Annotated in this window: 29 protein-coding genes and 1 tRNA gene; 24 read left to right on the top strand and 6 right to left on the bottom strand. The window is 66.6% G+C overall.

All coding sequences use genetic code 11. The features are described from left to right. Window positions 1–5: 5 nt before the first annotated feature. Together ARTSIC4J27_RS03085 and ARTSIC4J27_RS03080 are read left to right on the top strand one after the other, a co-directional pair. A complete protein-coding gene (locus ARTSIC4J27_RS03085; protein ID WP_050053754.1) occupies window positions 6–614 on the top strand; it encodes an RraA family protein in 609 nt (202 codons plus the stop codon). 132 nt (window positions 615–746) lie between these two features. Then, window positions 747–1,169 (top strand): response regulator transcription factor, encoded by a 423-nt coding sequence (locus tag ARTSIC4J27_RS03080; protein WP_050053753.1) that lies wholly within the window; start codon window positions 747–749, stop codon window positions 1,167–1,169. Window positions 1,170–1,385: 216 nt separating this feature from the next. Here the strand turns inward: ARTSIC4J27_RS03080 and ARTSIC4J27_RS03075 are convergent, their stop codons facing one another. From ARTSIC4J27_RS03075 to ARTSIC4J27_RS03055, 6 genes are all read right to left on the bottom strand, one after another. Continuing rightward, window positions 1,386–2,222, bottom strand: a complete 837-nt coding sequence (locus tag ARTSIC4J27_RS03075; protein WP_050053752.1) for an alpha/beta fold hydrolase — start codon at window positions 2,220–2,222, stop codon at window positions 1,386–1,388. Between the two features lie 152 nt (window positions 2,223–2,374). Further along, window positions 2,375–2,572, bottom strand: coding sequence for a hypothetical protein (locus tag ARTSIC4J27_RS03070; RefSeq protein WP_050053751.1), 198 nt, complete (start codon window positions 2,570–2,572; stop codon window positions 2,375–2,377). A 226-nt stretch (window positions 2,573–2,798) separates the two neighbouring features. After that, window positions 2,799–3,983, bottom strand: coding sequence for a fatty acid desaturase family protein (locus ARTSIC4J27_RS03065; RefSeq protein WP_050053750.1), 1,185 nt, complete (start codon window positions 3,981–3,983; stop codon window positions 2,799–2,801). Window positions 3,984–3,996: 13 nt separating this feature from the next. Then, the gene (locus ARTSIC4J27_RS03060) at window positions 3,997–5,094 is read right to left on the bottom strand and encodes a ferredoxin reductase (protein WP_050053749.1); all 1,098 of its coding nucleotides are present in this window, start codon (window positions 5,092–5,094) and stop codon (window positions 3,997–3,999) included. A gap of 236 nt (window positions 5,095–5,330) precedes the next feature. Next, on the bottom strand, window positions 5,331–5,507 hold the full coding sequence (locus ARTSIC4J27_RS23105) for a hypothetical protein (RefSeq protein WP_235436502.1): 177 nt from the start codon (window positions 5,505–5,507) through the stop codon (window positions 5,331–5,333). A gap of 41 nt (window positions 5,508–5,548) precedes the next feature. Next, a complete protein-coding gene (locus ARTSIC4J27_RS03055) occupies window positions 5,549–6,097 on the bottom strand; it encodes an LLM class flavin-dependent oxidoreductase (RefSeq protein ID WP_235436499.1) in 549 nt (182 codons plus the stop codon). Between the two features lie 39 nt (window positions 6,098–6,136). Between ARTSIC4J27_RS03055 and ARTSIC4J27_RS03050 the strand changes: the two genes are divergently transcribed. The 22 genes from ARTSIC4J27_RS03050 to ARTSIC4J27_RS02935 all read left to right on the top strand — a co-directional run bounded on the left by ARTSIC4J27_RS03050 (window position 6,137) and on the right by ARTSIC4J27_RS02935 (window position 19,483). After that, entirely contained in the window at window positions 6,137–7,642 is a 1,506-nt protein-coding gene (locus ARTSIC4J27_RS03050; protein WP_083435292.1) for a recombinase family protein, read from the top strand. Window positions 7,643–7,951: 309 nt separating this feature from the next. Beyond that, window positions 7,952–8,209, top strand: a complete 258-nt coding sequence (locus ARTSIC4J27_RS03045; protein ID WP_050053747.1) for a hypothetical protein — start codon at window positions 7,952–7,954, stop codon at window positions 8,207–8,209. Beyond that, window positions 8,206–8,412, top strand: a complete 207-nt coding sequence (locus ARTSIC4J27_RS03040; RefSeq protein ID WP_050053746.1) for a hypothetical protein — start codon at window positions 8,206–8,208, stop codon at window positions 8,410–8,412. The genes ARTSIC4J27_RS03045 and ARTSIC4J27_RS03040 overlap by 4 nt, the downstream gene beginning before the upstream one ends. Then, complete coding sequence (locus ARTSIC4J27_RS03035; RefSeq protein WP_050053745.1) at window positions 8,409–8,651, top strand: hypothetical protein; 243 nt, start codon at window positions 8,409–8,411, stop codon at window positions 8,649–8,651. The genes ARTSIC4J27_RS03040 and ARTSIC4J27_RS03035 overlap by 4 nt, the downstream gene beginning before the upstream one ends. 529 nt (window positions 8,652–9,180) lie before the next feature. After that, window positions 9,181–9,636 carry a hypothetical protein gene (locus ARTSIC4J27_RS03025; protein ID WP_050053743.1) on the top strand — a complete coding sequence of 152 codons (456 nt, stop codon included), beginning with the start codon at window positions 9,181–9,183 and terminating at the stop codon, window positions 9,634–9,636. Further along, complete coding sequence (locus ARTSIC4J27_RS03020; RefSeq protein ID WP_050053742.1) at window positions 9,633–9,896, top strand: hypothetical protein; 264 nt, start codon at window positions 9,633–9,635, stop codon at window positions 9,894–9,896. Before ARTSIC4J27_RS03025 ends, ARTSIC4J27_RS03020 begins: the two co-directional genes overlap by 4 nt. After that, entirely contained in the window at window positions 9,896–10,351 is a 456-nt protein-coding gene (locus tag ARTSIC4J27_RS03015; protein ID WP_050053741.1) for a hypothetical protein, read from the top strand. The genes ARTSIC4J27_RS03020 and ARTSIC4J27_RS03015 overlap by 1 nt, the downstream gene beginning before the upstream one ends. A gap of 129 nt (window positions 10,352–10,480) precedes the next feature. Further along, the gene (locus ARTSIC4J27_RS22710) at window positions 10,481–10,633 is read left to right on the top strand and encodes a hypothetical protein (protein WP_161799531.1); all 153 of its coding nucleotides are present in this window, start codon (window positions 10,481–10,483) and stop codon (window positions 10,631–10,633) included. Next, window positions 10,634–10,885, top strand: a complete 252-nt coding sequence (locus ARTSIC4J27_RS03010; RefSeq protein ID WP_050053740.1) for a hypothetical protein — start codon at window positions 10,634–10,636, stop codon at window positions 10,883–10,885. Beyond that, window positions 10,885–11,124 carry a hypothetical protein gene (locus ARTSIC4J27_RS03005; RefSeq protein ID WP_050053739.1) on the top strand — a complete coding sequence of 80 codons (240 nt, stop codon included), beginning with the start codon at window positions 10,885–10,887 and terminating at the stop codon, window positions 11,122–11,124. The genes ARTSIC4J27_RS03010 and ARTSIC4J27_RS03005 overlap by 1 nt, the downstream gene beginning before the upstream one ends. Beyond that, window positions 11,121–11,285, top strand: coding sequence for a hypothetical protein (locus ARTSIC4J27_RS22705; RefSeq protein ID WP_161799529.1), 165 nt, complete (start codon window positions 11,121–11,123; stop codon window positions 11,283–11,285). Before ARTSIC4J27_RS03005 ends, ARTSIC4J27_RS22705 begins: the two co-directional genes overlap by 4 nt. Window positions 11,286–11,347: 62 nt before the next feature. Beyond that, window positions 11,348–11,545, top strand: a complete 198-nt coding sequence (locus tag ARTSIC4J27_RS03000; RefSeq protein WP_152683765.1) for a hypothetical protein — start codon at window positions 11,348–11,350, stop codon at window positions 11,543–11,545. Between the two features lie 118 nt (window positions 11,546–11,663). Continuing rightward, window positions 11,664–11,981 (top strand): hypothetical protein, encoded by a 318-nt coding sequence (locus ARTSIC4J27_RS02995; protein ID WP_050053737.1) that lies wholly within the window; start codon window positions 11,664–11,666, stop codon window positions 11,979–11,981. Between the two features lie 111 nt (window positions 11,982–12,092). Continuing rightward, window positions 12,093–12,359: a hypothetical protein gene (locus ARTSIC4J27_RS02990; protein WP_050053736.1), complete on the top strand. Its 267-nt coding sequence runs from the start codon at window positions 12,093–12,095 to the stop codon at window positions 12,357–12,359. A 2-nt stretch (window positions 12,360–12,361) separates the two neighbouring features. Further along, on the top strand, window positions 12,362–12,697 hold the full coding sequence (locus tag ARTSIC4J27_RS02985; RefSeq protein WP_050053735.1) for a DUF7239 family protein: 336 nt from the start codon (window positions 12,362–12,364) through the stop codon (window positions 12,695–12,697). A gap of 530 nt (window positions 12,698–13,227) precedes the next feature. Then, window positions 13,228–13,302 (top strand) — tRNA-Trp (locus ARTSIC4J27_RS02970). Window positions 13,303–13,983: 681 nt separating this feature from the next. Continuing rightward, a complete protein-coding gene (locus tag ARTSIC4J27_RS02960) occupies window positions 13,984–14,469 on the top strand; it encodes a C40 family peptidase (RefSeq protein WP_050053731.1) in 486 nt (161 codons plus the stop codon). Between the two features lie 20 nt (window positions 14,470–14,489). Beyond that, the gene (locus ARTSIC4J27_RS02955; protein WP_050053730.1) at window positions 14,490–14,924 is read left to right on the top strand and encodes a phage terminase small subunit; all 435 of its coding nucleotides are present in this window, start codon (window positions 14,490–14,492) and stop codon (window positions 14,922–14,924) included. Next, window positions 14,921–16,624 (top strand): terminase large subunit, encoded by a 1,704-nt coding sequence (locus ARTSIC4J27_RS02950; protein WP_200900743.1) that lies wholly within the window; start codon window positions 14,921–14,923, stop codon window positions 16,622–16,624. Before ARTSIC4J27_RS02955 ends, ARTSIC4J27_RS02950 begins: the two co-directional genes overlap by 4 nt. 38 nt (window positions 16,625–16,662) lie before the next feature. After that, a complete protein-coding gene (locus tag ARTSIC4J27_RS02945; protein ID WP_050053729.1) occupies window positions 16,663–18,021 on the top strand; it encodes a phage portal protein in 1,359 nt (452 codons plus the stop codon). A gap of 3 nt (window positions 18,022–18,024) precedes the next feature. Next, complete coding sequence (locus ARTSIC4J27_RS02940; protein WP_050053728.1) at window positions 18,025–18,819, top strand: VG15 protein; 795 nt, start codon at window positions 18,025–18,027, stop codon at window positions 18,817–18,819. Window positions 18,820–18,886: 67 nt separating this feature from the next. Next, the gene (locus ARTSIC4J27_RS02935) at window positions 18,887–19,483 is read left to right on the top strand and encodes a hypothetical protein (RefSeq protein ID WP_050053727.1); all 597 of its coding nucleotides are present in this window, start codon (window positions 18,887–18,889) and stop codon (window positions 19,481–19,483) included. Window positions 19,484–19,506 lie beyond the last annotated feature (23 nt).

Here is a 19,506-nt window from a genome sequence, read left to right as displayed (position 1 = left end):
AAACCATGCAGGCAGAACACAACTCCCCTCTTGCCACGGCCGAGCTGGTCCGCCGGCTGGCGGCCATCCCGGCGGCCAACATCGGTGACGCTCAGGAGCGCATCGGCGTCGCATCCGCCCTGTCGCCCACCTGGGCCGGAGCCAGGCTCGCCGGGCCCGCCTACACCGTGTGGACCCGGCCGGGAGACAACCTCTTCATCCATAAAGCACTCGAGGAGGCGCAGCCGGGCGAGGTCATCGTGGTCAACGGCGGCGGAGACCAGTCCAGGGCCCTGATCGGGGACATGATCGGCATCCGGGCCAAGAACCTGGGCCTTGCCGGGTTCGTGATCGACGGCGCCGTCCGCGACGCCGACGCACTCGCGGAATGCGGACTGCCGGTCTTTGCCCGCTCGGTCACGCCCGCCGGACCCTACAAATTCGGCCCCGGCCGGCTGCAACTCCCGGTGGCCATCGACGGCGTCGTGGTATCCCCCGGCGACATCGTAGTGGCGGACGCCGACGGTGTGGTGGTGGTGCGCCGGGAAGAAGCGGAACAGGTCCTGGCCGAGGCGGAAAAGATCGAAGCACGGGAAGCGGCAAAACGGATCGCTTTCGAGGGAGCGTCCGTCTGACGCCACAGCACAGCAAGCATGACGGCCGGCCCACCGCGGAGTGGGCCGGCCGTCCTGTCTTAATCCGGGGCGCCTCAGGAATAAAACAGGCCCGCGGCGATAGACTGATGCCTACTTCGCCGGGGGGCTCCAATGGAAAAGAAACGCGTCTGCGTAGTGGTCGAGGATAACGATGATATCCGCGGGCTGGTCACTGTTGTGCTGAAGCGCGCCGGCTTCGAGGTCAGGGCTGTGGCCACCGGCGCCGAGGGCATTGCAGCAGCGGCAGATCCGGCCGTCTCGCTGGTCACCCTGGACCTGGGTTTGCCGGACATGGACGGGCATGTGGTGGCACGCGCCGTCCGTGCCCTGAGCAAGGCTCCCCTCCTGTTCCTCACGGCCAGGTCCGAGAACGACGACGTGCTGGCAGGCATGGCCTCCGGTGCCGCCGCCTACCTCACCAAACCCTTCCACCCCAAGGAACTGCAGGACCTTGCACAACAGCTCTGTCCTGCTCCCGTCCCCGATGCCTCCCTTTCACAGGTTCCGCACATACCCGGCAAATCCCTCTGCTAGTTTGCCTGCCTGAAAATGGGGCACGACTCCTCAGCAGAACAAACTCCGTATAGGCAACCGGTTCCGGCGCGCGCTGGTAACCCCAAACGCTCTCTCACTTAACGTCGCCTTTCACCCAACGCTCTCCCACTTAACGTTGCCTTTCATCCAACGCTCCATCACTTCCGGCGACGGCGGCCTCCCGCCGTCGCCGGAAGTCTGCGCGTTAAGCGCGGGCTACTTGGCGAGGAAGTACAGCAGCGCTTCGTTGACCTCAGCCGCGTGGGTCAGCAGCAGGCCGTGCGGGGCGCCCTCGATCTCCACGTACTCGGCGTCGGGCAGGGCCTTGGCAAACAGGCGGCCGGTCGAGTCGATGGGAAGGATGTTGTCCGCGGTGCCATGGAGGATCAGTGCCGGAACATCGATCTTCGGGATGTCGCCGCGGAAGTCCGTGATCCAGGTGGCCTGTGCGGCAACGGAGGCCGTGGCACCGGCGTTGGATGCGGTGTTCCAGCTGGCATTGACAGCCTCCTGGCTGAGGCGGGGCGTGCCGAGGAACGTGTCGCTGTTGTAGAAGTTCTTGAAGAACTCGGTGAAGAAGGCGTACCGGTCTGCCGTCACGGCCTCTTTCAACCCGTCGAAGACGTCCTGCGGGACACCGTCCGGGTTCTCATCGGTCTTCAGCAGGAACGGTTCCAGGGAGCCCAGGAATGCGGCCTTTGCAACCCGGGCAGATCCGTAATTGCCCAGGTACCGGGCCACTTCACCGGTGCCCATAGAGAAGCCAACCAGCACGGCGTCGTTCAGGTCCAAAGCAGTCAGGAGGGTGTTGAGGTCCGCGGCGAAGGTGTCATAGTCGTACCCCTCGGCGGTCTTGCTCGACTTCCCGAAGCCGCGCCGGTCGTAGGTGATCACGCGGTAGCCCGCATCCAGCAGGGCGGTCGTCTGCTTCTCCCAGGAGGCACCGTCCAGCGGGTAGCCATGGATCAGCACGACGGGCTGCCCCGAGCCGTGGTCCTCGTAGTAGAGCTCGGTATCAGTGCTGTTTTCAGTTCCAACGGTGATGAAGGCCATCGCGGCGGTCCTTTCGAGACTGTGGGATCGGTTCGGGCGGCAAAGCTGCCTGGCCCGCGCAATTCCCACTCTAGGCGCAGAGCACCCGGATCAGACGCACAGCTCCCCCTTCCGACGTCGAACTCCTGCCCAGTGCTCCGCCGTGCCGCGCTCTACTGGGAAGGTTGCGGCAACTCGCAGGATATTTTGGGGTTGACGCCCATGTAATTCAGCGGGCCCGCGGCAATGGTGATTGCTACAGTGCCGGCTTGGGCACAGTTCCCCGGTGCTGCGCCGAAGTAGCCGCGCTGCCAGGCAGCCACGCCTCCGATGATCAGCCATATGACGATAAGTACTCCGACAATCCGCATGATTCCTCCATTGGCCGCGGCGGCTGTGGGATCAATTATGCGCGGTGGACGGCGTTAAGTGAGAGAGCGATTGTGGAAAACCCGCGTTAAGTGAGAGAGCGTTTGTGGAAAACCCGCGTTAAGTGAGAGAGCGTCTGATTTGGCGGCGGGGGAAAGACTGCACCTCCGGGACCGGGGTGGTTACCGGAGCCGGAGGTGCGGTCAGTGCTTTACGTAAGGTCCGTGATCAGGCCCGCGCAGCCTTACCCGGCAGGGCCAGTTTGAAGATTTTGCCCCAGGTGGATCCAACCTGCTTCAGCAGCGGCCCGGTGGTGTACTTCAAGCCGTAGCGCTGGCAGATTTCCCGGACCTTGGGCGCCACCTCTGCATACCGGTTGGACGGCAGGTCAGGGAACAGGTGGTGCTCAATCTGGTGCGACAAGTTGCCCGTCATGATGTGCATGAACTTTGACCCGGAGATGTTCGCAGAGCCGATCATCTGGCGGATGTACCAGTCGCCGCGGGTTTCGCCTTCAGCCATTTCCTCTGTGAAGGTGTCGGTGCCTTCAGGGAAGTGGCCGCAGAAGATGACTGCATGGGCCCAGACGTTCCGTACCGCGTTGGCGGTCAGGGTTCCGTAGAGCGCCTGCTTGCCGGAGCCTGTCAGCATGGCCACAGCGGGGGTTGCGGCGTAGTCCTTGGTGAACTGGGTGACCACCTTCTTGCCGAGGGCCTTGAGGTCCTTCAGCAGCGCTTCCTTGGACTTCGTGCCTTCCTTGAACTCCGTGAGCTCGAGGTCGTAAATGGCGATGCCCCATTCGAAGAGCGGAGCGAGAATGGCATTGAACAGCGGGTTGGCCAGGTTGACGGGCTTCCACGGCTGCTGTTCGTCCATGCGCAGGAGGTTGTATCCGACGTCGTTGTCCTTGCCCACCACGTTGGTCCAGCGGTGGTGGAGGTCGTTGTGGGTGTGCTGCCAGGAGCGCGACGGCGTGACGAAGTCCCACTCCCAGGTGGTGGAGTGGATGTCCGGGTCCCGCATCCAGTCCCACTGGCCGTGCAGGACGTTGTGCCCGATCTCCATGTTTTCGAGGATCTTGGCCAGGCTCAGCAGGGTGGTACCGGTGACCCACGCGGCCTTGTTCTTGCCGACCAGCAGGGCGGCCCGGCCGGAGATCTCCAAGCCGCGCTGGATCTTGATCACGCGGCGGATGTACGCGGCATCTTCCGCGCCGCGCTTGGCCAGGATCTCGTCACGGATCGCATCAAGTTCGCGCCCGAGTTCGGCCACCTGCTCGTCACTGAGGTGGGCGGCCGCGGGCGGGCGGACGGTGGGGCTGCCGGATTCGGCAAGCTTTCCGGGACGGGTCCGTGAGCTCCCGGCGGAGCTGCCGCCGGTGGGTGTGGCCTTGCTGGGTGAAATTACAGACATACCGTGATGCTCCTCAGATTTCGAGGTTGACGGGTCCGGCGGCTGCCGAGACACACGTTTGGATCAGTTGGCCGGGTTCGCCGTGGACTTCCCCGGTGCGGAGGTCACGCACCTGCCCGGACAGGAGTGGAGTGAGGCAGCTGTGGCAGATACCCATGCGGCAGCCGCTGGGCATCAGCACCCCGGCGTCCTCGCCGATGTCCAGGATGGGGGTGTCGCCGTCGGCCTGCACTTCCCGGTCCGAGGCTTCAAACGTGACCAGGCCGCCGTCGTACCCCACACCGCCGGCGAAGGTGGTGTTGAAGCGTTCGATCATCAGGTTGCCGGCGCTGCCGGCCACTGCCACGTCGGAGCCCGGCGCTGCCGTTGTCAGCGCAGCGCGCTTCCACAGCGCCTCGGCGTCGTCCAGGAAACTGTCCGGGCCGCAGGCGTAGGCAGCGCGTTCCTTCCAGTCCGGGCAGATCTCGTCCAGCTGGGCGGTGTTGGTCAGGTCCATGCGGCCCTGTTCGCCGGTGAACCAGTGCGCGAGGCGGAAGTTGGGGAACTGGTCCGCGAGCTCGGCGAGTTCTTCCCGGAAGAGGCTGTCGCCGGGGGTGCGGGCTGAGTGCACCAGGACGACGTCGGCATCCGGACGCCGTGGAACAAGCGTGCGGATCATGGACATCACCGGAGTGATGCCGCTGCCCGCGGTGACCATGAGCAGGGGACGGGGGTGCTCGGGAAGCACGAAATCACCCTGCGGGGGTGCGAGGAAAAGGACGTCACCGGGTTTGGTGGTACGGACCAGCGTGCCGGAGACTGCCCCGACGTCGGTGACCGTGATGGCCGGGTCCTTGCCTGCCGGGGCGCTGAGCGAGTAGGACCGCCAGTGGCGGACGCCGTCGAGCTCGACGCCGATGCGTGCCCATTGGCCTGCAAGGTGTGAGTGCCAGCCGCGGCCGGGCCGGAAAAAGATGGTTGCCGATTGCGCCGTCTCCTGGACCACCCGGGTGACCACGCCGCGAAGCTGCCGCGCCGAGTAGACGGGGTTGAACAGCGCGAGGATGTCTTCCGGGGCCAAGGGCGTAGTAAGCACAGAGGCCGCCTGGGCCAGCTGACGTAGCCGGATCATGGGATAAAGCCTAAAACGGCGCGGGCCATATTTCTCTCTTTCCGTCATATGACCGTTCCGCAGTCACGCTGTAGTGGGGGCGCTAAGCCCCCAAAGCCGCACTATAAGAGTAACGGCTCCGTTATGCAGAAGGTTCCCCTCATTTCAGTAAGCATGCTTAGCATACCCGGGATCCGGGTGCGCGGACTGCAATTTTACGGGGGTGGACGGCGGCGGCGCGGCCGGCGCTTATGGGGTCAGGATCGGGCCGCCTTCCAGCCCAGGGCGGGGACAATGTGGCGGACCACATTGCCCAGGAGCTTGACGTTGAAATCGACGCCGAGCTGGTTGGGCACGGTGAGGAGCAGGGTATCCGCGGCCTGGACTGCGGTATCGGCAGCGAGCTCTTCGGCCAGGACGTCGGGGGCTCCCACGTAGCTCTTTCCGAACCGGGCGGTCAACCCGTCAATAATCCCTACCTGGTCGCGGCTTCCCGCAGGGCGCTGCCGGCAAAATAGCGGCTGTCCTCCTCGTCAGCGATGGGAAGCACACTGCGGCTCACCGAGACCCGGGGTGCGTGCTGATGGCCTGCTGCCGCCCAGGCGTCCCGGAACAGCTGGATCTGTTCGGCCTGGAGTTCGTGGAAGGGAACGCCGGTGTCTTCGGTCAGCAGAGTGGAACTCATGAGGTGCATCCCCATCTCCGCTGCCCAGACTGCGGTCTTCCGGCTGCCGGCACCCCACCAGATGCGTTCGGCCAGCCCCGGCGACTGGGGCTGAATGGGCAACAATCCGACAGCACCCCCGGCGTAGCGGGGGTCCGCTTCGGCCACGCCGGCACCGGTGATGGCCTTCCGGAAAAGTGCGGTGTGCCGCCGGGCCATGTCAGCGTCGGTCTCCCCCGGTTCCGGGCGGTAGCCGAACGCCGCCGCACCCTGCCGCGCCGGCTCGGGTGAACCGCGGCTGATGCCCAGTTGCAGCCTGCCGCCGCTGATGAGGTCCGCTGCCGCCGCTTCTTCCGCCATATACAGGGGATTCTCGTAGCGTCAGAGTAAGCTATTTCCATGACCGACTCACGAAAGGCGCCTCGCGCCGTACTCTACCTAAGATTATCCGCCGTGGTCGACGACTCGACGAGTCTCGACCGCCAGGAGGCCGACCTCCGCGACTACGCCGACCGCCAGGGCTGGGACGTGACTCACGTCCTCGTCGACGAAGGTATGAGCGGCCGGAAGGCCCGCGCGAAGGCGACCGAAGCCGTCCACCTGATCCGCGACGGCGAGGCCGACGTCCTGGCCGTCTGGAAGCTCGACCGCTTCACGCGCCAGGGCTGGGACGGCCTGGGCGAGCTCTCCCGCGCCCTCGACGCCCGCGCCCTGGCGAATAAGCCCGCGCTCTTCGTCGCCCTCCGCGACGGCCTCGACTCCGATCAATCCGCCTTCCGCATGATCGCCGGAGTCCTCTCCGAAGTCGCTCGCGCGGAAGCGGACAACGCCGCGACCCGGATCAAGCACTCGATCGCCTACCGGAAGACGAGCACGAACAAGTACACCGGAGGCGCCGCCGTCCCCTTCGGCTATCGCTCCGTCCCGGCCCCGGACGGCGTCGGCCGCGTCCTGGTCCTCGACGAGGAGGAGGCGGCGATCGTCCGCGAGATCTCCGGCCGCCTCCTGGCAGGAATTGAGCCGCTCTCGCGGATATGCGCCGACCTCCAGGCCCGCGAGATCCCGACGTCAAAGAGCCCGGCCCGGCGAGCCCTCCGCAAGGGCGAGCCCGCCGACGGCCTGGACCGTGGCTTCTGGCGCGCCTCGACGCTCCGCTCGCTCTTTACTTCGGATCTCCTTATGGGCCGCGTCCGGCATCACGGCGACCTCGTCCGCGACGCTGACGGCCTCCCGGCCTCCGTATGGCCGCCCGTCGTCGACCTGGCGACGCTGGAGGGCCTCCGCGTCCGCCTGGGACACGCGCCTAGTCGAGGAGGCCCCGCCCCTGCCCAGCCCCGCAAGGGCCGCGCCGCTCGCCTCCTCTCCGGTATCGCCTTTTGCGCGGAGTGTGACTCGAAAATGTACGTCACGAGCTCGTCCGGCTACCCCATCTACTCTTGCGGCTCTTCCTGGAACGGCGGCTCCTGCCCGTCTCCGAAGATCAAGGCCGAAGCCCTGGAGAACTTCGTCGTCGAGCACGTCCTGAAGATCCAGGGCAACGCCCCGGAGCTCGAACTGATCCAGGAGGCGGACACGGCGACACGAGACGCCGCTCTCCGCGAGGTCGAGGCCGCCCTCCGCGAAGCCTTCGCCCTCCTGGACGAGGACGACGCGGACGATATCGCTCTCTCCGCCCGTATCCGCACGCTGAAGGCCCGCAGGAAGGAGCTCCGCGAGATCCCCGTCGCGACGTCGTCCCGCGTCGTCCCGACTGGCCGGACCCTGGCCGAAGCCTGGGAGGCCGAAGACGATCTCGACTGGCGGCGCTCGATCCTGGACTGGGGCCTGGATCACGTCACCGTCGGCCCTGGCACGACCCGCGCCGGGATCGACCCGTCCCGCGTCCGCTTCTACTGGCCTAACTGACGCCGGAGGCGACCCCTGGAGCCCCTGTCTCGCCGCGAGCGAGGCGGGGGCTCCCGCGTTTACGCCGGAAGCGACGCCGGAGGCGACGTTTACACGGCCTAGCTAGGCCCCTTCGAGTGACGAAGTGACGGATCTAGCGTCACTTCCCTATTACTTCTTAAGACTCTCTCTCCTAGAAGAAGTAATAGAGAGTGACGCTCTTTTCGTCACTTCGTCACTCTGAATTATTTTTCGATTAATTGAGCAGGACCCCGGCCACCGGCCCTCTCCTCCTCTGTCAGATACCCCGACAGAGAAGGAGCCCCTCGAATGGCCCGCACTTTCACCGCCCAGGAGCACCGCGAGGTCGCCCTCGCCCTCCTGGATGAATCCCTGGGCAAGGGCATTGCTTCCCCCGCCCGCTCCGTGATCCTGGCCGAAGCCCAGATCCACGCGACGCTCGCCCTCTCGGCCCCTGCCGAAGAGAAGAAGCCCGCCACGCGCCGCAAGGCCACCACCACGAAGGCCGAAGTCACCGCCGCTGGTAAGTCCTTTGGTGACCTTCCCGAAGAGGGGGCCGCGAAGTGACTCACGAAGAGATCCGCGCCGCCCTGGAAGACGCCGCCGACACTAACGCGATCGTGACCGTGACGAAGGACGACGGCCGGACCTTTACCGGGGCCGTCCACCGGCACGCGACGGACCCGGCGCTCTTCACGATCCGCTCCGGAGGACGGGGCCGCCCCGCCGTCGTGCATCCGGCCGACGTCGAGGACGTGATCTTCGAGTGAGCAAGCCGAAGCCCCTCGCGGTCTTCCGCGACTCCGAAGAGCACCCCATGAACGAAGTCCTCGCGGACTTTATCGGCTCCGTCGTCACCGTGACGCGGAAGGACGGCCGCCGCCACTGGGGCCTCCTCCGCCCGGAGGTCCTGGACGACTACGAGGTCGTTATGCCCGACACCGGCGCCCCGCTGGCGACCTTCGACCGCCAGGAGATCGTCGAGCTCGCCGTCTGGAGCGAGGCGTGACGCCCTTCTTCGCCGAAGCGATCCGCGCTCTCGTGATCGCCCTCCGTCCCTACTTCTCCCGAAAGATCCGCAAATGAAACGCATCCTTGCGGCGATCGTCGCCGTCCTCCTCCTGGTCGTCCTCCTGGTCGCCTGTAGCGATCCGAAGCCAGCTTGTGCCGTCGGCCCTCAGCCCATGCCGGTAAGCATCCCGGCCCCTCGTCCGGCACCTGCCCCGGCGCCCAGGCCCGCCCCGCCCGCTCCTCGCCCGGCTCCGGCTCCGGCGAAGCCCGCGTCGCCCGCTAAGCCCGCTACTCCGGCGAAGCCCGCGAAGCCTCACTCGTCGAGCCACTCCTCGCCGGTAATCATCCCTTGGTTTATCGACGTCGACGACGACGACCCGGTCGACGCTTGCGGCCGTGAGCTCGACGACTAACCCCTGGGCGGCGCTCCAGGAAGCTTTCCGCCGACTGGCCGAAGCCCTGGGCGCCGTCCCCCAGATCTCTTACTCACCTAAACCACTGATTCACAACGGAAAGAAGCCCAGAAAATGACCACTCCCGCCCCGTCCTTCTCCCTGCCCCTGACCGTCCGCGACGCCGACGGCGACAAGCTGACCGTCTCGGCCTCGCCGGAGATCGGGATCGCTCGCGGCGCTGAAGGCGCCCTCGTCCAGACCGTCGAGACGCATCCCGGCGCCTCCCTGGGCGTCTTCGTCTCGAAGGACGAAGCTCCGGCCGTGGCCCTGGCGATCCTGATCTCTGCCGGGATCAATCCGGACGCTCACGGAAACGTCTTCGAGTCTGCCGCCGCCGCCCTGGCGAGCGTCTTCGCGAAGAAGGACCGCGAGGCGAAGCTCGAAGCGGAGGCCCTGGACTTCCTGAACGCCTTCCGCTCGGCGTCCAACCTGGCCCCGCTGGAGGACCTGGGAGCGCTGAACACTCGCGAGGCGTGGCTCCGCGTGGCGAAGCACGCCCGCAAGTCTGCCGCCCAGGCGTCGGCGTGATCGCCCGCTTCCTGGCCTGGGCGAAGGCGTACTTCGAGGAGCGCGCCCTCGCCCAGGCTCCGGCCCCGGAGCGTTACGAGCTCCGGCTCGACCGCTTCGACCTGACGACCGTTTGGCTCCTGGATCACAAGAAGGCCCGCAAGTATCCCTTCCGGGGCCTGAAGGAGGCGGAGACGGCTCTCGGCATGGTCCGGCGCGGCGCCCCGCCCTTCCTCCTGCACCAACCGTTTACACGCGACGATTACCGAAAGGCCCGCTAATGCCTGACTTCCCTACCTTCACCCTGAAGGACTCCCATCACGACACTCTGACGATTGAGCGCGAGAACGACGACCGTCTGGGCGGTGCCGTCGTGGCGAACGTCTCCGCCTCTAACGTCTACGTCCCGCGCGAGCAAGCTCCGGCCGCCGCCCTGGCGATCCTGGAGGCCGCCCAGGCTCACAACCTGGACGGGACCGTCTCCCAGGCGATCGTCTGCCTCCGGTCCCACCTGGCGCACGTCGCGGCCGTGAAGCGCCGCGAGGAGGCCGAACGGGAGGCCGCCGAAGCGAAGGCCCGCCAGGAGCTCGACGCGGCGACCCTCGCCGCGTATAACGCCTTCCGCACGTCTGCCCCGCTGGGCTTCGTGTCGGCGATCGAGTCCCTGGACGAGCTCCCGGAGAGCGTCCGCGCCGCCTGGGGCGAAGCCGTGAAGGCCGCCCGCGCGAGTGCCTAGTCCTTCCTGGCAGGAGCTCCGGCGTCGTCTTCTCGACCACCGGGGCTCCTGCCCTCTTTGCTCCTGGATCGCCCGGACCTCCCGGCGAGCCACTAAACCCCTCCTCCACAACGGAAAGAAGCCCAAAAAATGATCCCTGAGAACACCTTCCAGACGAAGATCCTCTTCGGCCTGAACCTCCTCGGAAAGCACGTCTACGGCGGCACCGTGAGCGCCGCGACGAAGGCGAAGCGCCGCAAGGCTGGCAAGGCCGCGAAGCTGGCCCGGAAGGCGGCACGCTAAATGGCTACCCGCGAGATCGAGATCTCTCAGCACTTCCTCGGCTTCCAGCCTTACGCCCTCGTCCAGATCGAGAGCGACGAGGCAGGAGGCGCCCAGCTTGACGCGGGCGGCTTCGACACGTCCGACCCCCAGGCTCTCCGCGTCCTGGCGAACGCTCTCAGGCGCTCCTCGAAGGCTCTCCGCAAGAGAGCCCGCCAGGAGGCCCGCGAGGCTCGCATGGCCCGCCGTGAACGCCGGAAGGGACACGCCTAATGGCCCGGCACCTGGCCCCGATCGGGAAGACGGTCTTCCGCGTCCTGGAGGAGCTCACGACGACGACCGAATCGGGCGAGAGTAAGCACTCTTACGGATACGGCCCCTACATGACGAAGGGCGCCGCGAAGAGCCAGCGGACCCGCCTCCAGCGCGAGCACGAGGACTATCGCCGGATGGGCTCCCAGAAGCTCACGCTCCAGACGGCGACGATCGACTGGAAGGACGTCGACGAATGAAGCCCCGGATCACGCCCCGCGACTTCCTGGGCGCGGCCGTCGTGAAGCTGGGCCTCGCCCTGGCTTCCCGCGAGTACCGCGAGCAATACGAGGATCTCCTCCGGCGCGGCTACCGGGCGCGAGCCCTGGCCCGCGTGAAGGAGCTCCTCCGCGAGAAGTAGGCCCGAAGAGCCCCCTCCCTTCCTGGGCGGGGGCTCTTTGCGTTGTGGCTTAGTATGGCCGCATGGCTATCGGACTGAAAATGGACCTTGAGTTTGCCCACCCTGAAGACCCGGACGAGGTCGCGACCTTCGCCGACCTGAAACGCTTCGTCAAGCGCGCCGAAGAGAGCGGGCTCGCTGACGATCATCCGATCCTCCCGGAGACGAACGAGCGCGGCGATATTACGGGCTTCTCCGTGTATCTCCCTGTCGACTTCTAGGACCTCTTCCGGCTGGGCGGCGTCGACCGTCCGGCCGGATCTTTGCTCGACTTGCGTAAGGCGTCTTTCGTCGCTTAGACTGTTTACACAAGCCAGGAACACCACGAAGGAGAAGAAAATGGCAACGATCGCAGAGCTCGAAGCAACCGTCGCGGAGAGGGAAGCCGCTTACTACGCCGCCGCTGAGAAGCTGGCCCCGCTCCGTACCGTCCAGGCGGAGCAGGAGTACATTCTGAACGCCCGCCGCGTCGCGGAGGCCCTTTGCGCCGAAGCTGGCGTCCTTATGAAGGGTCCGGCCGTGATCCAGCAGGCCCGCGAGTCCTTCGCGGAACTGAAGGAGCTCGCCCGCGAGGTTTACGACGAGGCCCTGAAGGAGCTCACGCGGGCGCGCGTCGCTCTCTGGCACGCCCAGGCCGCCGCTGAAGAGGCCGCGTAAGGCGCCTTCCATAAGCCCCTCCTCCGAAAGGAAGAGGGGCTTCTTCTTTGAGCAAAGCGAGGCCGGCTGGCCCTCTCCTCTTCTGTAATTGACCCCGATAGAGAGGCCGTCATGGCTACTACCGCAATGCTCGATCAAGTCCTCGGCCGCCTGGGCGAGGCGACGCCGGAGACGCAACCCTTCAGCGACCCGGATCTCGGCGCCGCCTTCGTCCAGGTCGCCCAGGGCATCCTCGCCTTCGTCCAGGCCGCCAGGAAGCCCGGAGGCCCCGGCTACGAAGAGGCCCGCGAGGGCTTGGTCGGCCTGGTCGCCTTCCTGCCGCCCGAAGAGGAGGACGGCCTCCCGAACATGATCCACAAAGTACAGATGGGACTCTGAACATGGCCGACGCAATGAAAGAAGCGCGCCTCCCGAAGTGGGCGCAAGCTGAGCTCCGCGACCTCCGGGTCCGCCTGGAGAACGCCGAAGAGGAGCGCGACGAGCTCCGCGAGGGCATCCTGGGCGAGCCTGGGACGGACACCGTCCTCGACCCTTACGGCTCCGCGCCGATCAACCTCCCGAAGGGCGGCACGATCGAGTTCCGGATCGGCTACGGCCAGGAGGACATCGTCCGCGCCCGCGTGACGGACGAGGGCCTGAACATAAACGGAAACGTTGGGATCGCCGTCCTTCCGAAGGCGACTAACGACGTCGTGATCGGAGTCCGGCGTGACTAAGTTCTCTGAGCTCCCGCCTGACGGCGTGATCCCGGCGAGCGACGTCGAGCGTCCGCCCTGCACGTGCATTACCGCCCCGATCTCCCGCTTCTTCCGCGTGATCGTCGTTTACTCGCCGTTCTGTAACGGCGACGCGAGGCATAAGGAGGCGGCGACTTGTGACTTCGAGCCGGTCTATTAGCGAGGGCCTGGAGCTCGTCGTCGCGAAGTATGACGGCGAGGACGGCCAGGCCGCCCGCCTCCTGGAGGACGCCCTGGCGCGGCTCTCCTGGCGTCTCCGGCACTCCGGTAAGACTTGCTCTAAGTGCCAGCTTGTGAAGCCGCTAGGCGCGTTTACACGCGATCGCCAGCGCGCCGACGGCCTCTCTCCCTGGTGCCGTTTATGCCACGCCCTGAGAAGGGCCGCGCGTTAACGACTCTGGCCCTCTCCTCCTATAGAGGGAAAGATAAAGCCCTTCACTCTTCAGTCCGCGAGCCCCTCTAAATGCTGGGGGCGGGCGAGGAGTGGAGGGCTTTTGTCTTTCCCTCGTGGGGAAGTAGCTCAATAGGTAGAGCCACGGCTTCCAAACCCGTGAGAGTTCCAGGTTCGAGTCCTGGCTTCCCCGCTACGTCCGCCCCCTCTGCTAATGAAACGGCAAGGGGCGGACCTTCAAGCCCCCTCCCTCGACGGAGTTCTGAGCCCCTGCCTCCTCCGTCACAGCCCCCAGGCTCGCCCTACACGCGACCCCCTGGGGGCTTCTTCGTATCCCCTGCCCCCTGCCCGCCGTCGACCTGGAAGGAGCCGCGCTATGGCCTGGGAATCCAGCGACCGGAAGGCGCGCCTCCCCGCTGACTGGAGCACGCGCCGCGTCCGTGTCCTTCGGCGTGACGGCTACAAGTGCCAGGCTCGCGACTCTCTCGGCGTCATGTGTGGTATGCCCGCCAATCAAGCGGATCATATCGAGCCCGGCGACGATCACTCCCTGGAGAATCTCCAGGCTTTGTGTCGCTGGCATCACGCGCGGAAGTCTTCCGCCGAAGGGGCCGCCGCCCGTCGACCTCGTGCTCGTATGCAACGCGAGCCGGAGGCTCACCCTGGGATGCTCTGACTCCGTCGAGCTCGCCTCGCCCCCTGGGGGAGGACCCTCCCCCGCCCCCCGCTCCTTCCCCGGAGAGGCATAGCGTCTCCCTGTGCGCGCGAGTCTGGGGCTTTTCACAAATAGCTAGGCCCCACGCCCGCCCAGGGCGCCCGGAGGCCCTCAACAAAGCCCCTGTGCTTTGTCACGAGCCCTCCAGGAGGTCCTCCCTTGCGCCCAGGCGACTTTATCCTCGAATCTCCGACGAGCCCCTGGGGCTCCGTCGTCGCCGCCGTCGGCGGAGGCCGCTATAACCACGTCCGCCTCGTCGTCGACGAGTCCGGCCGCTCCCTCTCCGCCGAATACGAAGGCGCCAACTGGGAGCCGGACACCTTCGAGGGCGACGTCGTCGTCTCGCCGCCGCTGACCGACGGCCAGCGCGCCCGGATCTCGAAGATCGCCCAGGAGCTCCACGGCACGCCCTACTCCCGGCGCGGCCTGGTCCTCGTCGGCCTCGCTCGTCTCGGCCTCCGGACTCCCTGGATCTCCCAGGAGCTCCGCTGGCCCGACTCCCTTATTTGCTCTCAGCTAGTCGATCTCGCCTGGCGTCGCGCGGGCTTCCACGCCTTCGACGACGGCCGCCAGCCCCAGGACGTCACTCCCGGCGACCTGGCGGACCTGGCCTTCCGGAACGGCTGGCCCGTTTACACGCTCTAGCCCCGGAAGGAGGCGCCGTTATGGCCGGTCGTGGCCCCGCCCCGAAAGAACAGCATCAGCGCGAGCGCGACACGCGCCGCCGCCAGTCCGACGTCGTCTCTGTCTCCCAGGACGGCGAGATCCGGGGGCCTGAGCTCGTCGGCCCCTTCAGCGACGAGACGCACGCCTGGTATCTCGACTGGCGCGTCTCGCCCCAGGCTTCCCTCTTCACTAACACCGACTGGCGCCGCCTCCTCCTCCTGGCGCCGATCGTCGACTCCTACTTCCGCAAGCCTTCCGCCGCCGCGCTCTCTGAGATCCGTCTCAACGAAGAGCGTCTCGGCGCGACCTACGTCGACCGCCTCCGGGCGAAGATTCGCGTCGAGAAGGAGAGCGCCCAGGAGGCCGAAGTCGTCCAGCTTCACGCCGTCACGTCCCGCGAGGACGTCATGGCCCGCATGAGAGGCGATAAGTGAGCAAGCTCGCCCCTGCCGTGACCGCCGAAGTGAGCGTCGAGCCCTTCCCGCTCGACGGCTCCGTGAAGACGCTCGGCTGGGGAGTAATCGCCTGGGCGGAGTCCAACCTCCTCCAGCCTGACGGCGATCAAGCGGGCGAGCCCTTCGTCTTCACGCGCGAGCAATGCAATTTCATCCTGTGGTGGTACGCCCTGGACGCTGGCGGGAAGTTTGAATACCGCCGTGGCGTCCTCCGCCGCGCTAAAGGCTGGGGGAAGTCGCCCTTCCTGGGCGCCCTGGCCCTCGCTGAGCTCTGCGGCCCCGTCCGCTTCTCCGGCTGGGACTCCTTCGGCGAGCCGATCGCGATCGCTCACCCTATGCCCTGGATCGTGATCGCGGGCGTCTCCGAAACTCAGACCGAAAACACGTTCGCCGCGATCCGCGCCATGTGCGAGGACTCCGTCCTGGTCGACGACCTGGGCCTGGACGTCGGCATGACCCGTATCCTCCTGCCTGGCGGCGGGAAGATCGTCCCGATCACCGCCTCCTCGTCTTCCCAGGAAGGCGCCCGTCCTTCGTTCGCGATTATGGACGAGACGCACCACTGGACGAAGTCCAACGGAGGCGCGAAGCTCGCGCGAGTCGTCCGCCGTAACCTGGCGAAGTCCCGCGACGGCGCCGCCCGCGTGATCGAGACGACGAACGCTCACGAGCCCGGCCAGGAGAGCGTCGCCGAAGCGAGCTATCTCGCCTGGCGTGCGATCGTCGAGGGCCGGACCCGCTCGAAGGGCATCCTTTACGACACGAGGCAGGCGCCGGACTCGATCGACCTGGCCGACGAGGCCGCCGTCCTGGCTGGCCTGAAGGCCGCCTACGGCGACGCCTCTTGGGTCGACCTGGAGCGCATCCTCTCCGAAGTGTACGACCCGGACACTCCGCCTGAAGAGGCGCGTCGCTTCTACCTGAATCAGATCGTCGCTGCCGCTGACTCCTGGATCGCTCCGCCCGAATGGATGAAGAATCGCCGGGACGACCTGGCCCCGCTCCGCCTCGGCGAGCCTGGCGCCAGGAAGAAGGGCGACGTCGTGACCCTGGGCTTCGACGGCTCGCTGACTGACGACTCGACCGCGCTCGTCGCGTGCCGGGTCGAGGACGGCGCCGTCTTCCTTCTCGGTATCTGGGAGAAGCCCGAAGGTCCTTCCGGCGTTGGCTGGGCGGTCCCGAAGGATCAAGTCCGCGACCTGGTCGACTTCGCCTTCTCGACCCTGGACGTCGTCGCCTTCTTTAGTGACGTCGCCTACTGGGAGACGGATATCGACGACTGGCGCGATAAGTACGGCGAGAAGCTCGTCGTCAAGGCGACCACTCGCCACGCGATCGGCTGGGATATGCGCGGGCATCAGATGGACACTGTCCGCGCCGTCGAGGTCACTCACCGCGCGATCACTGACGGCTCGCTTCCCTGGGGAGCTCACGAGCTCCTCGGCGGTCCTGGTCGCGGCAAGGTCCGCGCGGAGGAGGTCCTGACCCGTCACGTCCTGAACGCCCGCCGTCGTCCGAACCGCTGGGGCATCCACTTCGGTAAGGAGACGCGCGAGTCGCCGAAGAAGGTCGACGCCCTGGCCTCCCTGGTCCTCGCCCGCATGGCCCGCGCCCGCGTCCTCGCGGAGGGCGGTCTGAAGAAGCACCGGCGCGCCCCTGGCCGCCTTATGGGCTTCTAACCCCATCTATCCCCACTACGCCCGAAGGAGGGCCTCCTATGGCCGTAGACGCCGCCCTCGTCGAGCGACTCGACGGACAACTCGCCCAGGATCTCGAACCGACTAACGGCCGCCTGGGCAAGGTACGCCGCTACCTGAAGGGCGAGCACGACGACCCCTATATGCCGAAGGGCGCGAAGGAGGAGTACCGCCACCTCGCGAAGCGCGCGATCACAAACTGGACGCCGCTCCTTTCGGATACCTACTCGAAGGGCCTCTTCGTCGACGGCTACCGTCCGGCCCGCTCCGGCGACAATATGACCGCCTGGAACTACTGGCAGGAGAACAAGCTCGACGCCCGCCAGAGCATCGTCCACCGTGGCGCGCTCGACTACGGCACGAGCTATAACCTCATTCTGCCGGGAACGGTCCAGACCCGCCGTGTCCCTCTCATGAAGCCGCTGTCCCCGCTCCGCGCTACCGCCTGGTATCGCGACGTCGACGACGACTTCCCGGAGATCGGCCTCCGCCGCGTCGGGACGACGATCGACGGCGCCCGCCTGGTCGAGGTCTTCGACAAGACGAGCCGCTACACCTACGCCCTGCCGAAGGACTCCGGGAAATGGGTCCTCTCGAAGGTCGAGGATCACGGCCAGGGCGTGACGCCTTTCGTCCGCTTCCGTGACCGCCTGGACGACGAGAGCGTCGGGATCATCCGGCCGATTATCAACCTCCAGGACCGTGTAAACGAGGTTGTCTTCGCGACGCTGATCGCGCTCCAGTATGCGAGCTTCCGCCAGCGCTGGGCGACCGGCCTCGTCGTGCCGGAGGACGACGACGGTAATCCCGTCTCGCCCTTCGAGGCGGCGGTCGATCGCCTGTGGGTTAGCGACTCTGACGGAGCTAAGTTCGGCGACTTCGCCCAGACGGAGCTCTCCGGCCATATGTCGGCTTACGAGTCGACCGTCCGGACCCTGGCGGCCGTCTCCCAGGTAAGCCCGAACATTCTTACCGGCGACCTCGTGAACCTCTCCGCCGACGCCCTCGCCCAGATGGAGGCGAGCACTCAGCGGAAGATCTCGGAGTACGAGACGCTCTTCGGAGAGTCCTGGGAAATGTCCTTCCACCTGGCCGCCCAGGCGGCCGGAGATCCTTCCGCCGCTGACGCGGGCGCACAAGTCCGCTGGCGCGACACGGAGGCCCGCTCGCTGGCTTCCACCGTGGACGCGCTGGGCAAGATCGCCCAGATGCTCCAGGTTCCCGTCGAGGCCCTCTGGGAGAAGATCCCCGGAGTGACCGATACCGACGTGACCCGCTGGAAGGAGCTCCGCGACTCCGGCGACGTCCTGGGCGCCCTCGTCGGCGACTTCCAGCGTCAGACCGCCGCGATCGAGGCCCCGGCCACGAGCGAGGAGTAACGGATGGACGGCTTCCAGCTTGCGGACACTCACCGCCGCCAGCAGGTCCAGCTAACCGCTGACGTCCAGCGCCTCCTCGCGGAGGTTTACCGCCGAACGATCGACCCGTCCCGCCTAGACCAAACTTTCCCGGTCTACCTGGCCGCCGCCTCGCGCGTGCTCGGCCAGGGGCGGGCGGCGTCCGACGTCCTGGCTCGCCGCTACTACATGAAAGCGGCGACGGAGGCGGGCCTGGTGCCTGTCGGCCTGGACGCTCCGCCCGCTCCTATGAACCTGGAAGCGGTCGAGACGTCGCTCCGCGTGACTGGCCCGGTCCTCGTGAAGCAACAGGTCGCGAAGGGCGTCCCGCTGGAGTTTGCGAATCAGCTTGGGCTCGCGGCGACGATCGCGGCCGGTAAGCGGATCATGCTCGACGCCGGTCGCGAAATGCTGATCGAGGCGAGCCGACGAGATCCCAACGTCGACGCCTGGGCTCGCGTCTCTGACGGCTCGACGTGCGCCTTCTGCGCCATGCTCGTCTCGCGTGGCCCGGTCTACTCCGAAAAGACCGTCTCCTTCCGCTCGCATGACCGTTGCGGCTGTGGAGTCCGCCTCGTCTTCAAGGGCGAGAAGGACCGCGGATGGAGTAAGGACGCGGCGGCTCTCAATCGCCTTTGGAAAGGCACTGACGACCCGGAGCGGGAGGAGGGCTCGACGCTCACTCTCGCCGAATGGAGAGCGGTCCTGAAGGCCGCCCGGAAAGATCCGGACTCTCCTCTGAATAAGACCTCGACGGCGCCTCTCCGCGCCGTCGCGTGACCCCTATCCACCCTCTCGCCGGAGGCAGGTACTCCGGCGCGACCCGTCCCAGGAGGACGTTTACACAATGGCAGATACAGCCAAGGACGCAAGCCAGGAATCTACCGAAGAGCAGAAGCCAGCCGCTCCGCCCTGGGGCGCCGACTTCGACGCTGAACGGGCCTGGTCCCTCGTCCAGAATCTCCGCTCGGAGAAGGACTCTCTGAAGGGCGAGCTCGCGACCGCAAGGCAGAAGATCCAGGAGATCGAAGCCGGAGAGAGCGACGGCCTGAAGGAGCTCCGGACCCGCGCCGAAGCCGCTGAAGCGCGAGCGAAGAAGGCAGAGCACGAGCTCACCCTCTCGAAAGTGCTGAAGGACTTCCCGGCCCTGGAAGGCTTCGAGGATCTCCTGACTGGAGACGACGAAGCCGCGATCCGCTCGAAGGCCGAACGCCTGGCCGCTATCGGCAAGAAGCCCGAAGAGGGCGAGCCGAAGGACGGCGGCCAGGAAGAGCAGAAGACCGGCGACGATCCCGACGGCCAGGCGCCGGACGGAGAGCAGAAGTCCGGCCTCCCTGCAAAGCCCGAAGCTGATCTCAGCTTGACCCCCGGCCACGGCGGCGAAGAGAAGGTCGCTTTCGACCCCGCCGCTATCGCCCTGGCGGCTCGCCCCGCCTCCCTCTAATCCCCTCCCTGTCCCCTCCTGGG

Origin of the sequence: Pseudarthrobacter siccitolerans, from assembly GCF_001046895.1 — a bacterium.
In the GTDB taxonomy this organism is placed as follows: domain Bacteria; phylum Actinomycetota; class Actinomycetes; order Actinomycetales; family Micrococcaceae; genus Arthrobacter; species Arthrobacter siccitolerans.
The sequence above is the reverse complement of the archived record's forward strand: the minus strand, read 5'-3'. Positions and strand labels throughout refer to the sequence as shown.

What these genes read in the sequence shown, in the direction of transcription:
- ARTSIC4J27_RS03060 (WP_050053749.1), bottom strand. Translation starts at nt 5,094, where the DNA reads ATGATCCGGCTACGTCAGCTGGCCCAGGCGGCCTCTGTGCTTACTACG.
- ARTSIC4J27_RS03080 (WP_050053753.1), top strand. Translation starts at nt 747, where the DNA reads ATGGAAAAGAAACGCGTCTGCGTAGTGGTCGAGGATAACGATGATATC.
- ARTSIC4J27_RS02995 (WP_050053737.1), top strand. Translation starts at nt 11,664, where the DNA reads ATGGCAACGATCGCAGAGCTCGAAGCAACCGTCGCGGAGAGGGAAGCC.
- ARTSIC4J27_RS03045 (WP_050053747.1), top strand. Translation starts at nt 7,952, where the DNA reads ATGGCCCGCACTTTCACCGCCCAGGAGCACCGCGAGGTCGCCCTCGCC.
- ARTSIC4J27_RS03000 (WP_152683765.1), top strand. Translation starts at nt 11,348, where the DNA reads ATGGCTATCGGACTGAAAATGGACCTTGAGTTTGCCCACCCTGAAGAC.
- ARTSIC4J27_RS02940 (WP_050053728.1), top strand. Translation starts at nt 18,025, where the DNA reads ATGGACGGCTTCCAGCTTGCGGACACTCACCGCCGCCAGCAGGTCCAG.
- ARTSIC4J27_RS03025 (WP_050053743.1), top strand. Translation starts at nt 9,181, where the DNA reads ATGACCACTCCCGCCCCGTCCTTCTCCCTGCCCCTGACCGTCCGCGAC.
- ARTSIC4J27_RS03085 (WP_050053754.1), top strand. Translation starts at nt 6, where the DNA reads ATGCAGGCAGAACACAACTCCCCTCTTGCCACGGCCGAGCTGGTCCGC.
- ARTSIC4J27_RS03010 (WP_050053740.1), top strand. Translation starts at nt 10,634, where the DNA reads ATGGCTACCCGCGAGATCGAGATCTCTCAGCACTTCCTCGGCTTCCAG.
- ARTSIC4J27_RS03050 (WP_083435292.1), top strand. Translation starts at nt 6,137, where the DNA reads ATGACCGACTCACGAAAGGCGCCTCGCGCCGTACTCTACCTAAGATTA.
- ARTSIC4J27_RS22710 (WP_161799531.1), top strand. Translation starts at nt 10,481, where the DNA reads ATGATCCCTGAGAACACCTTCCAGACGAAGATCCTCTTCGGCCTGAAC.
- ARTSIC4J27_RS02935 (WP_050053727.1), top strand. Translation starts at nt 18,887, where the DNA reads ATGGCAGATACAGCCAAGGACGCAAGCCAGGAATCTACCGAAGAGCAG.
- ARTSIC4J27_RS03055 (WP_235436499.1), bottom strand. Translation starts at nt 6,097, where the DNA reads ATGGCGGAAGAAGCGGCGGCAGCGGACCTCATCAGCGGCGGCAGGCTG.
- ARTSIC4J27_RS22705 (WP_161799529.1), top strand. Translation starts at nt 11,121, where the DNA reads ATGAAGCCCCGGATCACGCCCCGCGACTTCCTGGGCGCGGCCGTCGTG.
- ARTSIC4J27_RS03015 (WP_050053741.1), top strand. Translation starts at nt 9,896, where the DNA reads ATGCCTGACTTCCCTACCTTCACCCTGAAGGACTCCCATCACGACACT.
- ARTSIC4J27_RS02990 (WP_050053736.1), top strand. Translation starts at nt 12,093, where the DNA reads ATGGCTACTACCGCAATGCTCGATCAAGTCCTCGGCCGCCTGGGCGAG.
- ARTSIC4J27_RS03070 (WP_050053751.1), bottom strand. Translation starts at nt 2,572, where the DNA reads ATGCGGATTGTCGGAGTACTTATCGTCATATGGCTGATCATCGGAGGC.
- ARTSIC4J27_RS02945 (WP_050053729.1), top strand. Translation starts at nt 16,663, where the DNA reads ATGGCCGTAGACGCCGCCCTCGTCGAGCGACTCGACGGACAACTCGCC.
- ARTSIC4J27_RS02955 (WP_050053730.1), top strand. Translation starts at nt 14,490, where the DNA reads ATGGCCGGTCGTGGCCCCGCCCCGAAAGAACAGCATCAGCGCGAGCGC.
- ARTSIC4J27_RS03065 (WP_050053750.1), bottom strand. Translation starts at nt 3,983, where the DNA reads ATGTCTGTAATTTCACCCAGCAAGGCCACACCCACCGGCGGCAGCTCC.
- ARTSIC4J27_RS03005 (WP_050053739.1), top strand. Translation starts at nt 10,885, where the DNA reads ATGGCCCGGCACCTGGCCCCGATCGGGAAGACGGTCTTCCGCGTCCTG.
- ARTSIC4J27_RS03075 (WP_050053752.1), bottom strand. Translation starts at nt 2,222, where the DNA reads ATGGCCTTCATCACCGTTGGAACTGAAAACAGCACTGATACCGAGCTC.
- ARTSIC4J27_RS02985 (WP_050053735.1), top strand. Translation starts at nt 12,362, where the DNA reads ATGGCCGACGCAATGAAAGAAGCGCGCCTCCCGAAGTGGGCGCAAGCT.